The organism is Acidovorax sp. Q11 (assembly GCF_054950075.1).
Window position 1 is genome coordinate 57,713 of record NZ_JBUDZG010000014.1, and the last position, 14,703, is coordinate 72,415.

Here is a 14,703-nt window from a genome sequence, read left to right on the forward strand (position 1 = left end):
CAACCAACTGTCGCCAGATGGCGACAAAAAGACCAGTTTTCGTTGGCTATCGGAGCCCCGCACAACTGCTTACATGCAAATGACTGCGTAAGTCACTGATTTAAAACAGTTTTCTCAAGTTGGCACAGGGTTTGCCCTAGTGTCGGCATGCAAACTGTTTTTTCCTGCCGCCTACGTGCCACTGGCCGCTCCCTGCGGGCTGCGGTGGTGCTGGCCACCACCCTGCTGACCGGGGTAGCCCAGGCACAGACACCGGGCCCGGCCTTCGATTTCGACACCGTCACCCGCATCGCACGCGAACGGGCCGAGAAGCCCTACCAAGCCGCCAGCGACAAGCTGCCTGCAGACCTCGCGCAGCTCGACTACGACCAGGTGCGCGACATCCGCTGGCGCCCCGACCGCGCCCTGTGGCGCGCCGACAGGCTGCCGTTCGAGGCTATGTTCTTCCACCTGGGCCTGTACCAGAAAGAGCCCGTCCTGATCAACGAAGTCACGCCCCAGGGCGCTCGCCACATCAGCTACCGCCGCGCCGACTTCGACTACGGCAAAAACCAGGTGCGCCCCGAGGCCTGGGGCGACCTGGGTTTTGCGGGCTTTCGCCTGCACAACCACCTCAATGCCAACACCTACAAGGATGAACTGGTGGTCTTCCAGGGCGCCAGCTACTTCCGAGCCTTGGGCAAAGGCCAGCAATACGGCCTGTCGGCCCGGGGGCTGGCCATCGACACCGTAGGGGGCAACGGTGAGGAATTCCCACGCTTCACCGAGTTCTGGCTGGTGCGGCCCGACCCGCTGGCCACCCAGGTCACGGTGTATGCACTGCTGGACTCGCCCCGCGCCACCGGGGCCTACCGCTTCGACATCCAGCCCGGCACACAAACCAACACCACTGTGCGCAGCCGCATCTTTGTGCGGCCCAGCACGGGTACAGGCAGCGCCAAGCCCATCGCCACGCTGGGCGTTGCGCCGCTGACCAGCATGTTCTTCTTTGGCGAGAACCAGCCGCGCAAGGGTGACTTCCGGCCCGAGGTGCACGACTCCGACGGCCTGATGGTAGCCACGGGCGACGGCGAATGGCTGTGGCGCCCGCTGCAAAACCCGCAGCAGACGCTGGTCACCTCGTTCGCCACCCAAAACCCCAAGGGCTTCGGCCTGATGCAGCGCGACCGCCAGTGGGCCAGCTATGAGGACGTGGAGGCCCGCTACGAACGCCGCCCCAGCGCCTGGGTGCGCCCGCTGCACGACTGGGGCGCAGGCCGCGTGGAGCTGGTGCAGCTCAACACCCCCGATGAGACGCACGACAACATCGTGGCGTACTGGGTGCCCGCCCAGATGCCGCCACCCGGCCAGCCGCTGGAGTTTGCGTACGAATTGAGCTGGCAAGGCGATGCGCAGCAGCGCCCGCCCAGCGCCTGGGCCACGCAATCGCGGCGCGGCATGGGCTACTCCAAGCAGCCCGCCGAGGCACTGCGCCAGCAGGTGCAGTACGTGGTCGATTTCGACGGCCCGGCCCTCCAGGCCCTGCCCGCCGACGCCACGGTGAAGGCGGTGGTGACCAGCGATGCCAATAGCCAGGTGCTGGAAAACATCGTCTACCGCAACCCCGCCACCGGCCAGTGGCGCATGACCGTTCGCATCCAGCGCCAGCAGGCCGACCGGCCCATCGAGCTGCGCGCTTTTCTCCAACACGACAACCACGCTGTGAGTGAAACATGGACGCACATCATTCTTCCCGAGTAAGCCCCCCGGTGCCCGCCCATCCGCCCCGCAGCCCCCTGCGCGAGGAGCGGCACCCCAATGCCGTCACCGCGCCCCCGCTGCAGCGGGGATCCATGGTGCCCCTGCCCTGGCGGGGGTTCTGGAACAGCATCGGCACGGCACTGCTGCTGCGGCTGACCGGCCGGGGCCGCAGCAATGCGCCCCACGCATCGCAGGCCGACAGCCCCCCACAGGCCTGGGAACAGGCGGCGCAGCGCCGCCGCTGGACCTTTGCCCTGCTCACCGTGCTGGCCACGGCGCTGGCGAGTTTTCTGTTTGCGGGTGTGCAGCCCGACTACGAAAACGCCTGGCTGGGCTACGGCCAGATTGCGCTGTTTGCGCTGCTGTCGGCCTGGGTGGTCACCGGCTTTCTCACCGGGCTGATGGGCTTCTGGGTGATGTTGCGTGGCGACCCCCATGCGCTGTCGGTGCGCAGCGTGGCAGGACATGCACTGGCCCCTGAGGCGCGCACCGCGATCATCATGCCGATCTGCAACGAGGGTGTGGCCACGGTGTTTGCCGGGCTGCGGGCGACCTGCGAGTCAGTCGCCTCCACCGGCCACGGCGCCAGCTTCGACGTGTTCGTGCTGTCCGACAGCAACGACCCCGCCATTGCAGCCGCAGAGCGCGCGGCCTGGGAGGCACTGCGCAGCGCCCTGGCACAGCACAGCCCGCAACCCCAGGTGCAGGTGTACTACCGCCTGCGCACGCGCCGCACCCACCGCAAGGCGGGCAACGTGGCCGACTTTTGCCGCCGCTGGGGCAAGGACTACCGCTACATGGTGGTGCTGGACGCCGACAGCGTGATGAGCGGCTCCTGCATCGTCTCCATGGCCAAGCTGATGGAGGCCAACCCTTCTGCCGGCATCATCCAGACCGCCACGCAGGCGATTGGCCACGTCACGCTGCATGCCCGCGCGCAGCAGTTTGCATCGCGCGTCACAGGCCGCCTGTTCACGCTGGGCATGCAGTACTGGCAGCTGGGTGAGTCGCACTACTGGGGCCACAACGCCATCATCCGCGTGGCGCCCTTCATGCAGCACTGCGCCCTGGCGCCCATCTCCGGCAAAGGTGGCCTCGCAGGCGGCATCATGAGCCACGATTTTGTCGAGGCCGCGCTGATGCGCCGCGCTGGCTACCACGTGTGGCTGGTGTCCGACCTGGTCGGCAGCTACGAGCAGCAGCCGCCCGACCTGCTGGCCGAGCTGCAACGCGACCGCCGCTGGTGCCAGGGCAACTTGCAGAACGCGCGCCTGATGGCCGAGCCGGGCATCCACCCCGTGCACCGCTCCATGTTCATCACCGGGGCCATGGCGTATCTGTCAGCGCCGCTGTGGCTCGCCTTCCTCACGCTGGGCACGGCGCTGTGGCTGTCGGGCGCCAAGCTGGTGGCCGACTGGCACATCCTGCCCGCCGAATTGCTGGCGCTGTGGGCGTGGACGCTGTGCCTGCTGTTCCTGCCCCGCATTCTGGGTGTGGCCGCCGTGTTCATGCGGCGCGAGCAAAAGGAATATGGCGGCACCTTCAGCCTGCTCAAAAGCGCCGCGCTGGAGAGCGTGCTGGCCATCCTGCAGGCCCCCATCCGCATGCTGGCGCATTCGCTGTTTGTGCTGATCGCGCTCACCGGCCTGAAGCTGGAGTGGAAGTCGCCCCCGCGCGAAGCCCATGCCGTGCCCTGGCGCCACGCGGTGCGCCAGCTGGCCCCGATGAGCGGGGTGATCGGCCTGCTGGCCCTCGGCGTCGCCCTGATCGACAGCAGCGCACTGCTGTGGCTGATGCCCGTCGGCCTGCCGCTGGCGCTGGCGATTCCGCTGGCGGTCTGGACCAGCCAGATCGACCTGGGCCGGGCCCTGCGTGCGCAGCGCCTGCTGCTGATCCCCGAGGAGTCCTGGTCGCCCCCGGTGCTGCGCCGCGCCTGGCTGCACGCCAGCCGCCTGGCCCGGCCCGCGCCGCTGGCCGTTTTGTGACAATGTGAAAAATCAGGCACAAACCACAAGCCGGCGTCCACACCGGCTTTTTCGCATTTACTATATATTTGATAGCAATAAAGTGTTTACCATCGCGCGCAGAGGCCTTAAAAACCTTCAAACTTTGGGCCTCCATGCCCTGTAACCCGTGCCTGGCAAGTCGTTACGATGCGTGTCCTTTTCACCCGGCCCCTGCGCCCAGACCGTTCTGCCTGACGGTGGTCTGTGGCACCGCGCGGCCCCGCTATCGATGCCACCTCTTCTGTTGTTCCCTGCCGCCCGCTGGCGGCTGATCCAGGCCAGCGCACTGGCCCTGACCCTGACTCTGGTGGGCTGCGCCCAGCCCACCCCGGCGCCGCCCCACAAGCCCGTCCCGATCGCCACCCCGGCGCCCCCACCTCCGCCCCCCGAACCACCTGGGCGCATCATCTTTGCGGGCTTTGCGATGCACTCGCAGGCCAAGGCGTTCCGCAACGACGTGCTGCTGGCCGAGCAGCGGGTCAAGGAGATCGACCCCAACGCGCTGATGCTCAAGCTGGCCAACCCCGCGCGCGACCAACCCACCGACTGGCCACAGGTCACGGCAGAAAACTTTGCGCTGGTGATGTCCAAAACGGCCGAGGTGGCGCGCCCGCGCGACCGCGTGCTGCTGTTCATATCGACCCACAGCAACCCCGGCCTGCTCAACATCAGCGCGGGCGGCAAAAACCTGCAGCCCCTCACGCCCCAGGCCCTGAGCGATGCGCTGGCACCGCTCAACAAGGTGCCCGTGCTGGTGGTGTTGTCCGCCTGCTACAGCGGCGCCTTTGTCGAGCCCCTGAAGGCACCGAACCGCGTGGTGATCACGGCCACGGACGCGCGCCGCGCCAGCTTCCAGTGCAAATACGGCGGCAACCACACACCCTTTGCCGAAGCCCTGTTTGGCCAGGCGGGTGGCGCCAGCCTTTCGGTGACCGACTGGATGGGCGAGGCGCAAAAAAACATCGCGGCGCAGGAAAAGCGCCGCAAGCTCCCGGCCTCCCAGCCCAGCATCTTTGTGGGTGAGGAGGCCAAGGCGTGGGCGAATCAGCCGCTCAAGCACTGGCTGCAGGCGCCATAAGCCCATCCGGGCGCTCACAGGGCGCCCAGCCACCAAGGCAGGTGTGCCTTGCCACCGCCCTGAATACAAAAACCCTGAAGAGGCCACGCCTCTTCAGGGTTTTTTTCAAACCAACGCCAGGAGACTCAGAACGTCAGAACGGCATCTTGGGCATGCCACCACCGCCCATGCCTTTCATGCCACCCATGCGCTTCATCATCTTCATGAGGCCGCCGCCCTTCATCTTTTTCATCATGCCCTGCATCTGCTCAAATTCCTTGAGCAGGCGGTTGACCTCTTGCACATGCACGCCCGCCCCGTTGGCGATGCGTTTCTTGCGCGTGGCCTTGATGAGGTCGGGCTTGCGGCGCTCCAGCGGCGTCATGCTCTGGATGATGCCTTCCTTGCGCTTGATGTCCTTCTCGGCCTTGTCCATGTCCATGGCTCCGGCCTTGGCGGTGAGCTGCGACGGCAGCTTGTCCATCAGGCTGGAGAGCCCCCCCATCTGCTTCATCTGCTGGATCTGAGAGAGGAAGTCGTTCAGATCGAACCCATCGCCACTCTTGACCTTGGCCGCCAGTTTTTGCGCGGCTTCCATGTCCACCCCGGCCGTGACCTGCTCGACCAGCGCCACGATGTCGCCCATGCCCAGGATGCGGCCCGCGTGGCGCTCAGCATCAAACACCTCCAGGCCGTCGATCTTTTCCGAGACACCGGCAAACTTGATGGGCGCGCCGGTGATCTGCCGCACCGACAGCGCCGCACCGCCGCGCGAGTCGCCGTCGAGCTTTGTCAGCACGATGCCGGTGAGGGGCAGCGCCTCTTTGAAGGCCTTGGCGGTGTTGATGGCGTCCTGCCCTTGCATGGCATCGACCACAAACAGCGTTTCGACCGGGTTCAGCGTGGCGTGCAGGTCCTTGATTTCCTTCATCAAGGCTTCGTCAATGGCCAGGCGGCCGGCCGTGTCGACCAGCAGCACGTCGAAGTAGTGCTTCTTGGCGTAGTCGAGCGCAGCGCGTGCGATGTCCAGCGGCTTCTGGTCGGGCGTGCTGGGGAACCACTCGGCGCCCGCCTGCTTGGTGACAGTCTTGAGCTGCTCGATAGCGGCCGGGCGGTAAACGTCGCCCGAGACGGTCAGCACCTTCTTCTTGCGCTTTTCGATCAGGTGCTTGGCCAGCTTGGCGGTGGTGGTGGTCTTGCCCGCACCCTGCAGGCCCGCCATGAGGATGATGGCCGGGGGCTGGGCGGCGAGGTTGATGTCGGAGATGCCCTCGCCCATCGTGGCGGCCAGCTCGCGATTGACGATGGAGACCAGCGTCTGTCCGGGCTTGAGCGAGCCCAGCACCTCCTGGCCCAGTGCTTTGTCCTTCACGCGGGCGATGAAGTCGCGCACCACAGGCAGGGCCACGTCGGCCTCCAGCAGGGCCATGCGCACCTCGCGCAGCATGTCCTGCACGTTGGATTCGGTGATGCGGGCCTGGCCGCGCATCTCCTTGACGAGGCGCGAGAGTTTGTCGGTAAGGGCGGAGGCCATAGGGGAAGTTCCGGTGTTGCCTGCGCGCGATCAACACAAGGTCGGGAGCGGACAGGCCCGCCAGGGCGCTGGCGGTGGGGGCAAAAGGCTAAACTGTGACCCATGATTTTAGCGAGTAGCTCCCCCATCAGCTGGCTGCTGGCCCTGGCCGCCGCGGTGGCATATGCCGTGCCAGCCGCCGCAGCCTCGCGCCTGGGCGCCACAGCAGCCCGCAACGCCTTGCTGGTGGCCTGGGTGCTGCACGGTGCGGTGCTGGTGTGGGGCCTGTGGGGCGACACCCCCCGCTTTGGTTTTGCACCGGCCCTGTCGATGACTGCCTGGCTGGTGCTCACGGTCTACGCTGTGGAGCGGCAGCTGTTTCCGCAGATGCAATCCCGCTGGGTGCTGGCGGGCCTGGGCGCTGCAGCCATCGTGCTGGCCATGGTCTTCCCGGGGCAGCCGCTGCATGTGGCTGCATCGGCCTGGCTGCCCCTGCACCTGGCCCTGGGCATTGCCTGCTATGGCCTGTTTGCGGCGGCCGTGGTGCACGCCTGGCTCATGACCCGCGCCGAGCGCCACATCCGCCAGGCGGAAGACCCACACAGCGGCATCCCTTTGCTTACCCTGGAGCGGCTGACCTTCCGCTTCGTGACCGCCGGTTTTGTGCTGCTCACCGCCACCCTGCTGGCGGGGTGGCTGTTTGGCGAGGCCCTCTATGGCCGCAGCTGGCGCTGGGACCACAAGGCCATCTTCTCCCTGCTGTCGTGGCTGACGTTTGCCACCTTGCTGCTGGGGCGCGCGCGTTTTGGCTGGCGCGGGCGCAACGCGGTGCGGGTGCTGTATGCCGGAGCGGCCCTGCTGCTGCTGGCCTATGTGGGCTCGCGGTTTGTCCTCGAAGTTGTTCTGGGCCGCAGCGCATGAAGTACCTGGTCTTGTTCGTGGTTCTGGCAGTCGCTATCGGTATCTGGCGCAGCCGCCGCGCGCCGGACGATGCCGCGCCCAAACCATCGTCTCCCTCGCCACGCGCGCTGCCGCAGGACATGCTGGCCTGCGCGCATTGCGGCGTGCACATCCCCCAGGCAGAGGCCGTGATGCTCGGCAACCAGGCCTACTGCAGCACCGAACACCGGCAGCTGGGCCCGGCCTGAGCCATGCAAACCCTGCCTGCTGGCAACTACCTGGCCACGGTGGATGCGTCTTTTGTGCGCATGTGGCGCGGCTTCCTCACCGGCCGCGTCATGGTGGCGCTCGCCCTGCTGGTCCTGCAAGGCGCGGGGCAGATCATCAACCAGGTGGCAGACACCACCGTGCTGGTGCTGTGCGTGGCCTATCTGGTAGCCACCGTGGCCCTGCGCGTGCTGGCCCGGCAGGGCCCGCCTTCGCCTGGCGCGGGGCCCCAGTGGCTCCCGTCCATCGGCCTCGACCTCGCTGCCATCACGGCCATGCAGCTGCTGCACGCAGGCACCATGAACTTCACACCCCTGTTCGGCCTGCCCATCCTGATGGCGGCGGTGCTGGGCACGCTCACGCTGGCGCTGGGCACCACGGCGGGCGTCACCCTGTTGCTGCTGGGATGGGCCTGGTGGATGGGTGCACGCACGGGCGAAGATGACGCACAGCGCTACCTGCAAAGCGCACTCACCGGCACGGGCTACTTCATCGTGAGCTACCTGGTGCACCAGTTGGCAACCCGGCTGGCGCGCGAGCAGGAAGTGGCGCAGCAAAGCCAGATTGCGGCCCGCGTGCAGACCCAGGTCAGTGCCTTGGTCATCCAGAACCTGACCGACGGCGTGCTGGTGGTGGACGAGAACGATGTGGTGCGTGTTGCCAACCCGGCCGGTCTGCAGTTGCTGGCCAGTGGTGCCCTGCCCGACCTGCCATTGACCCTGCAGTCCGCCTCCCCCTGGAAGCCATTGCTGATCCTGGCCCGGCGCACTTTTCGCCACGAACAACCCCAGACGGCGGATGTGGACCTGCTGCACCCGGGCCAAAGCCCGACCGGCCTGCATGTGCGCACCTGGCTCACATCGACCCGGGAGGCCGCCCGCGAGGCCCACACCGAGCGGCTGTGTGTGATGTTTTTGCACGATTTGCGCGAAATGGAAGCCCGCCTGCGCACCGAAAAACTCGCGGCCATGGGCCGCATGTCTGCGGCCGTTGCCCATGAAATCCGCAACCCCCTGGCGGCCATCGTGCAGGCCAACGCGCTGCTGGAGGAAGACCTGCACGACCCGGCACAAAAACGCCTGGCCCACATGGTCCAGCAGAACGCAGACCGGCTGGCGCGCATTGCCGAAGAAGTGCTCGATATCGCCCGCGTCCAGCACCAGATCAGCCACGCGCCCGCCTCCACCCTGCAGCTGGACGAGACCGTTGCCCAGATCTGGCGCGACTGGCAGGCCCAGGACCCGGTGCAGCGCCGTGCTGTGGTCATGCTGGACACCCAGGCCACACAGGTGGAGTTTGATGGCGAACACCTGCGCCGTGTGCTGGTGAACCTGCTGGACAATGCCTTGCGCTACATGGGGCCGGAGCCCGATTCCCTGTGTGTTGCCACGCGTACCACCCCGGCGGGCCAGGTCAGCTTGCAGGTGTGGAGCGACGGCGCCCCCATGGACAAATCCGTGGAGCGCCACCTGTTTGAGCCCTTTTTCTCGTCCGAGAGCCGCTCCAGCGGCCTGGGCCTCTATATTTGCCGCGAACTGTGCCAGCGCCATGGGGCGTCCATCAGTTACCAGCGGCTGAACCGCACTACGCTGCGGGGCGAGACCGGAGGCAACGCGTTCACCGTGGGCTTCCGCCGCACCACCCGCCCTGCCGACGCCGCGACGCTGTTTGACACCATCGTGGTCTGAACCGGATTGCCATGAACGCCCCTGCCGCCTCCATCCTCGTCGTTGATGACGAACCTGATCTGCGCACCTTGTACGAACTGACCCTGCTGCGCGAAGGCTACCGCGTGGAGACGGCATCCAGCGTGCAGGAGGCACGTGACCAACTCAAGGCCCACCGCTTCGATGCCGTGATCACCGACATGCGGCTGCCTGATGGCTTTGGCATGGAGCTGCTGCAGGACCTGCGTGACCAGCAGCGCCGGGAGCGCTGTGTGGTCATGACCGCCTATGGCTCGGCAGAAAATGCGGTCGAGGCGCTGCGCTCGGGCGCCTTCGACTACCTGACCAAACCTGTGGACCTGAAACAGTTTCGCTCGGTAGTGGCCTCGGCGGTGCAAGGCACCGGCGGGGTGCCCGCCCCCCGGGCCGCCCGCAGCCCCGGTCAACAACGCCAACCGGCCACGGCGGCCGAGCATGCGTCGGGCAATGCGGCGCTGGACAAACTGGTCGGCGCCTCAGAAGCCATCCGCAACGTCAAGCAGCGGGTGGTCAAGGTCTCGCGCGGCATGGCGCCGGTGCTCATCCACGGCGAATCAGGCACTGGCAAGGAGCTGGTAGCCCAGGCGCTGCATGCCAGCAGCCAGCGGGCCGACGGCCCCCTGGTGGCGGTGAACTGTGGTGCGATCCCGGAGAACCTGCTCGAAGCCGAATTTTTTGGCGCCCGCAAGGGCTCGTACACCGGCGCCACCCAGGACCGGGACGGGTACTTTCAGGCCGCACGCGGGGGCACCTTGTTCCTGGACGAAATCGGCGATCTGCCACTGGCCATGCAGTCCAAGCTACTGCGATCCATCCAGGAACGCAGCGTGCGTCCCCTGGGCTCCACCCAGGAAGAAACCGTGGATGTGCGCATCGTGAGCGCCACCCACCGGGATCTGGCAGCCGATGTGCAGTCCGGCCGCTTCCGGCAGGACCTGTACTACCGGCTCAATGTGATCGAGATCGTGATCCCGCCACTGCGGGAGCGGCGCGAGGACCTGCCCGCGCTCTGCACAGCGCTGCTGTCCCGCATCGCCCAGGAGTCCGGCATGCCCGTGCCAGCCCTCACCGACCGCGCCATCGCCGCCATCGCCGCCCACCCGCTCACAGGCAATGTGCGGGAGCTGGAGAACCTGCTGCACCGCGCGGTGGCGCTCAGCGATGGCGAGGAACTGCATGTGGACTGGCCCACCGGTGCCACTGACCCACAGACAGTGCGCCCGGCGGCATCACCTGGGAGCAGCCCCCAGGCGCAGACCACCGATGCCACCGCTTCGGCCCCGCAAACCACCACCTGCGCCGCCCCCCTGCCCAGCGACCTGCAGGCCTGGCTGGACCAGCAAGAGCGCGAGATACTGATCCGCGCGCTCAAGGAGGCCGGGTTCAACCGGACCGCCACCGCCGCGCGGCTGGGCATCAGCCTGCGCCAGATCCGCTACCGCATCGCGCGCCTGAACATCGCCGTCCCGAACGACCAGGACCCGCATGACGACATGGGATGACGCGCAGCGCGCCTCCGTCTGGGATGGCGGCTGGCACCGCCACGCACACCGCCTGGAATCACCCAACCACGGTGCGCGCCCGGCAACCGCCCAGGCGGTGGATCTGATCGTGGTGCACTCCATCAGCCTGCCGCCGGGAGAATTTGGCACGGGCGCTGTGCAGCAGCTGTTCACCAACACCCTGGACTGGGATGCCCACCCCTATTACCAGGGCATCCGGGGTCTGCAGGTCTCCGCCCATTTTTTCATCGACCGCCTGGGGGTGCCATGGCAGTTTGTGGACTGCGACCTGCGTGCCTGGCACGCGGGGCAGTCGTTCTACCGGGGGCGCGCCCAATGCAACGACGACTCCATCGGTATTGAGCTGGAGGGCCTGGAAGGCCTGGGCTTTGAGCCTCCCCAGTACCAGACCCTGGCCAGGCTGTGCAAGGACATCGCAAAGCGTTATCCCATCGCACATGTAGCGGGACATGAGCACATTGCCCCCGGGCGCAAGCAGGACCCTGGCTCCGGATTCGACTGGGCCGCCCTGCAGAAAGCGCTGGACTGGCCGCGCCAACAGTTTCCCGAGGCCACACAGCCCCCTGCGCCTTTTCCGTACTGAGAAACGCTGTCGCATCGGAGCGTCAGCCCGGTATTTTTCTTTGTGCATTTGCACATTTTTTTTCATCCAGCCACCACGCGGCCCCGAAGGGACAATCCGCCGCCAGCACCCGCCACTGCTGGGTTTGCAAAGTCCATCGCAACACCCGTAAGGGCTTCACGCCGGATGCTCCGCCCGTGCACCGGGGGCCTAACACAGCTTGTTTCCCTTTTTCAGGCCGACTCAGGCGGTACACTACCGGTAGTGTCTTGAACACACATGACACACCATATATAGTGTGCGACAGACTGAAGTCCGGCGCACCACTTCCCCATCGCGGCGCCCACTTACGCCGCTCTCCCACTCCAGACAGCCCAAAGAAGAGGACACCCATGCAAGCTGCTTTGAACACGCCTTCCACCGCCCAGCCCGGCCCGGCAGACTCCACCGAATCCCAGGCCACCCCGGCGGCAACAGCCAGCAACGAGTTCGCACACCATCAAATCATTCGCCGCAATGGCGCCGTGGTGCCGTTCGAACCGCAAAAAATTGCAGTGGCAATGATGAAGGCCTTTCTGGCAGTCCACGGAACGCAGGGGGCCGCATCCGCCAGCGTCCGCGAAGTGGTGGACACACTGACCCACAACGTGACCCGGGCACTGGTGCGCTCGCGCCCCGGCGGCGGCACCTTCCATATTGAAGACGTGCAGGACCACGTGGAGCTGGGCCTGATGCGTGGCGGCCACCACGAAGTGGCCCGCGCCTACGTGCTGTACCGCGAACGCCGCACCCAGGAGCGCGCACGCCAGAGCGAGCAGCAAGCCCCCGTGGCATCCGCCCCGCTGCTGCATGTGCTGGACGGCGATGCACGCATTGCCCTGGACCTGGGCCGCCTGCAGGCTCTGATCGAATCGGCCTGCGTGAACCTGGGCGCAGACGTCAAGGCGGACCCCATCGTGTCCGAGACCATGCGCAACCTCTATGACGGCGTGCCCATGGACGAGGTCTACAAGGCGTCCATCCTGGCCGCGCGCACGCTGATCGAAAAAGACCCTGACTACACCTACGCCACGGCCCGCCTGCTGCTGCACACCATCGTGCGCGAAGTGCTGGGCAAGGAAGTGACCCAGGCCGAGATGGGCCAAGCCTATCTCGAATACTTCCCTCAGTTCATCAAAAAGGGCGTGGACAACGAGCTGCTGGACGAACGCCTGCTGACATACAACCTGCAGCGCCTGGGCGCTGCACTCAAGGCCGACCGCGACCTGAAGTTCGACTACCTCGGCCTGCAGACCCTGTATGACCGCTACTTCCTGCACGTCAAGAAGACCCGCATCGAACTGCCCCAGGCTTTCTTCATGCGCGTGGCCATGGGCCTGGCGTTGAACGAAACCGACCGCGAAGCCCGCGCCATCGAGTTCTACGAAGTGCTGTCGTCGTTCGACTTCATGTCGAGCACGCCCACGCTATTCAACAGCGGCACGCTGCGCTCGCAGCTGTCCTCGTGCTACCTGACCACGGTGCCCGACGATCTGGACGGGATCTACGAATCCATCAAGGAAAACGCCTTGCTGTCCAAGTTTGCTGGCGGCCTGGGTAATGATTGGACGCGCGTGCGCGCTCTCGGCTCGCACATCAAGGGCACGAACGGCGAATCGCAGGGCGTGGTGCCCTTCCTCAAGGTCGTGAACGACACGGCCGTGGCGGTGAACCAGGGCGGCAAGCGCAAGGGTGCGGTCTGCACCTACCTCGAAACCTGGCACCTCGACATCGAAGAGTTCCTGGAGCTGCGCAAGAACACCGGCGACGACCGCCGCCGCACGCACGACATGAACACGGCCAACTGGATCCCCGACCTGTTCATGCGCCGCGTGATGGAGAAGGGCACCTGGACGCTGTTCTCGCCCTCCAACGTGCCGGATCTGCACGACCTGTTCGGTGCCGACTTTGAAAAAGCCTATGTGGCCTACGAAGAAAAGGCAGCGCGCGGCGAGATCAAACCAGCCAAGACGGTGCAGGCGACTGACCTGTGGCGCAAGATGCTGACCATGCTGTTCGAGACTGGCCATCCCTGGATCACCTACAAGGATGCCTGTAACGTGCGCTCGCCCCAGCAGCACGCCGGTGTGGTGCACTCGTCCAACCTGTGCACCGAGATCACGCTCAACACCAGCGACACCGAAACCGCCGTGTGCAACCTGGGTTCGGTCAACCTGCTGCAGCACTTGAAGAATGGTCAGATCGACCACGACAAGCTCAAGAAAACCATCACGGTGGCCATGCGCATGCTGGACAACGTGATCGACATCAACTACTACGCCGTCACCAAGGCGCGCGACTCCAACCTGCGCCACCGCCCGGTGGGACTGGGTGTGATGGCCTTCCAGGACAGCCTGTACGAGCTGCGCATTCCTTATGCATCGCAGCAAGCGGTGGAATTTGCCGACAAGTCGATGGAGGCCATTTGCTACTACGCCTACTGGGCGTCCACCGAGCTGGCCAAAGAGCGCGGCAAGTACTCCAGCTACAAGGGCTCGCTGTGGGACCGCGGCATCCTGCCTTTCGACACGCTGGACATGCTCTCGCAGGCCCGGGGCGGCTATGTGGAAGTGGATCGCTCGTCCACACTGGACTGGGATGCCCTGCGCAAGAAAATTGCACAGGACGGCATGCGCAACTCCAACTGCGTCGCCATCGCCCCGACGGCCACCATCTCCAACATCATCGGCGTCGATGCCTCGATCGAGCCTTCGTTCGGCAACCTGTCCGTGAAGTCCAACCTGTCGGGTGAATTCACCGTCATCAACGGCGGCCTGGTGCGTGACTTGAAGCGCCTGGGTCTGTGGGATGACGTGATGATCATGGACCTCAAGCACTTCAAGGGATCGCTGCACCCCATCGACCGCGTGCCGCAGGACATCAAGGCGCTGTACTCCACAGCGTTTGAAGTCGAGCCGCAGTGGCTGGTGGAAGCCGCATCGCGCCGCCAGAAGTGGATCGACCAGGCCCAGAGCCTCAACATCTACATGGCAGGTGCATCAGGCAAGAAGCTCGACGACACCTACAAGCTGGCCTGGATCCGTGGCCTCAAGACCACGTACTACCTGCGCACGCAGAGCGCTACACACGTCGAGATGAGCACGGTGAACACACGCCAGCTCAATGCGGTGTCCTCGGGCAATGACGGCGGCGCGTCCGCAGCATCCGCCCCCGTGCAGGCACAGCCCAGTGCACTCGAAGCGGCGGCTGCCGCCGCTGCTGTGCAGTCCGCAGCGGTGCCCGCCACGGATGTGAAGTTCTGCGCCATCGACGATCCTGGCTGCGAAGCCTGCCAATAAGGACTTCGCGCACAACACCTCGGACTGATCCAAGGTGTTGTGCCGGTGCTGTGAAGCAACAAAACGTTGCTGCACAACGCTGCAGTGCTTT

General features: G+C 65.8%; 10 protein-coding genes. 9 read left to right on the forward strand and 1 reads right to left on the reverse strand.

The window, feature by feature from the left end; all coding sequences use genetic code 11:
- Window positions 1-147: 147 nt before the first annotated feature.
- The 3 genes from ACYZGB_RS12985 to ACYZGB_RS12995 all read left to right on the forward strand — a co-directional run bounded on the left by ACYZGB_RS12985 (window position 148) and on the right by ACYZGB_RS12995 (window position 4,824).
- On the forward strand, window positions 148-1,740 hold the full coding sequence (locus ACYZGB_RS12985; RefSeq protein WP_462388772.1) for a glucan biosynthesis protein G: 1,593 nt from the start codon (window positions 148-150) through the stop codon (window positions 1,738-1,740).
- The gene (gene mdoH, locus ACYZGB_RS12990) at window positions 1,713-3,725 is read left to right on the forward strand and encodes a glucans biosynthesis glucosyltransferase MdoH (RefSeq protein WP_462388773.1); all 2,013 of its coding nucleotides are present in this window, start codon (window positions 1,713-1,715) and stop codon (window positions 3,723-3,725) included. Before ACYZGB_RS12985 ends, mdoH begins: the two co-directional genes overlap by 28 nt.
- A 250-nt stretch (window positions 3,726-3,975) precedes the next feature.
- Window positions 3,976-4,824 carry a C13 family peptidase gene (locus ACYZGB_RS12995; RefSeq protein WP_462388775.1) on the forward strand — a complete coding sequence of 283 codons (849 nt, stop codon included), beginning with the start codon at window positions 3,976-3,978 and terminating at the stop codon, window positions 4,822-4,824.
- Between the two features lie 133 nt (window positions 4,825-4,957).
- Here ACYZGB_RS12995 and ffh read toward each other — a convergent pair whose 3' ends face one another.
- Entirely contained in the window at window positions 4,958-6,337 is a 1,380-nt protein-coding gene (gene ffh / locus ACYZGB_RS13000) for a signal recognition particle protein (RefSeq protein WP_462388778.1), read from the reverse strand.
- Window positions 6,338-6,439: 102 nt separating this feature from the next.
- Between ffh and ACYZGB_RS13005 the strand changes: the two genes are divergently transcribed.
- From ACYZGB_RS13005 to ACYZGB_RS13030, 6 genes are all read left to right on the forward strand, one after another.
- Window positions 6,440-7,237, forward strand: a complete 798-nt coding sequence (locus tag ACYZGB_RS13005; protein WP_462388779.1) for a cytochrome C assembly family protein — start codon at window positions 6,440-6,442, stop codon at window positions 7,235-7,237.
- The gene (locus ACYZGB_RS13010) at window positions 7,234-7,464 is read left to right on the forward strand and encodes a PP0621 family protein (protein ID WP_108617293.1); all 231 of its coding nucleotides are present in this window, start codon (window positions 7,234-7,236) and stop codon (window positions 7,462-7,464) included. Before ACYZGB_RS13005 ends, ACYZGB_RS13010 begins: the two co-directional genes overlap by 4 nt.
- A 3-nt stretch (window positions 7,465-7,467) precedes the next feature.
- A complete protein-coding gene (locus ACYZGB_RS13015) occupies window positions 7,468-9,171 on the forward strand; it encodes an ATP-binding protein (protein ID WP_462388781.1) in 1,704 nt (567 codons plus the stop codon).
- Window positions 9,172-9,182: 11 nt separating this feature from the next.
- Window positions 9,183-10,691, forward strand: coding sequence for a sigma-54-dependent transcriptional regulator (locus ACYZGB_RS13020; RefSeq protein WP_462388783.1), 1,509 nt, complete (start codon window positions 9,183-9,185; stop codon window positions 10,689-10,691).
- Entirely contained in the window at window positions 10,675-11,295 is a 621-nt protein-coding gene (ampD, locus tag ACYZGB_RS13025) for a 1,6-anhydro-N-acetylmuramyl-L-alanine amidase AmpD (RefSeq protein WP_462388785.1), read from the forward strand. The genes ACYZGB_RS13020 and ampD overlap by 17 nt, the downstream gene beginning before the upstream one ends.
- 371 nt (window positions 11,296-11,666) lie before the next feature.
- Entirely contained in the window at window positions 11,667-14,612 is a 2,946-nt protein-coding gene (locus tag ACYZGB_RS13030) for a ribonucleoside-diphosphate reductase subunit alpha (RefSeq protein WP_462388786.1), read from the forward strand.
- Window positions 14,613-14,703: the final 91 nt, after the last annotated feature.

Excerpts from the sequence above, each read along its gene's own strand:
- ACYZGB_RS12985 (WP_462388772.1), top strand. The coding sequence starts at position 148 with ATGCAAACTGTTTTTTCCTGCCGCCTACGTGCCACTGGCCGCTCCCTG.
- mdoH (WP_462388773.1), top strand. The coding sequence starts at position 1,713 with ATGGACGCACATCATTCTTCCCGAGTAAGCCCCCCGGTGCCCGCCCAT.
- ACYZGB_RS12995 (WP_462388775.1), top strand. The coding sequence starts at position 3,976 with ATGCCACCTCTTCTGTTGTTCCCTGCCGCCCGCTGGCGGCTGATCCAG.
- ffh (WP_462388778.1), bottom strand. The coding sequence starts at position 6,337 with ATGGCCTCCGCCCTTACCGACAAACTCTCGCGCCTCGTCAAGGAGATG.
- ACYZGB_RS13005 (WP_462388779.1), top strand. The coding sequence starts at position 6,440 with ATGATTTTAGCGAGTAGCTCCCCCATCAGCTGGCTGCTGGCCCTGGCC.
- ACYZGB_RS13010 (WP_108617293.1), top strand. The coding sequence starts at position 7,234 with ATGAAGTACCTGGTCTTGTTCGTGGTTCTGGCAGTCGCTATCGGTATC.
- ACYZGB_RS13015 (WP_462388781.1), top strand. The coding sequence starts at position 7,468 with ATGCAAACCCTGCCTGCTGGCAACTACCTGGCCACGGTGGATGCGTCT.
- ACYZGB_RS13020 (WP_462388783.1), top strand. The coding sequence starts at position 9,183 with ATGAACGCCCCTGCCGCCTCCATCCTCGTCGTTGATGACGAACCTGAT.
- ampD (WP_462388785.1), top strand. The coding sequence starts at position 10,675 with ATGACGACATGGGATGACGCGCAGCGCGCCTCCGTCTGGGATGGCGGC.
- ACYZGB_RS13030 (WP_462388786.1), top strand. The coding sequence starts at position 11,667 with ATGCAAGCTGCTTTGAACACGCCTTCCACCGCCCAGCCCGGCCCGGCA.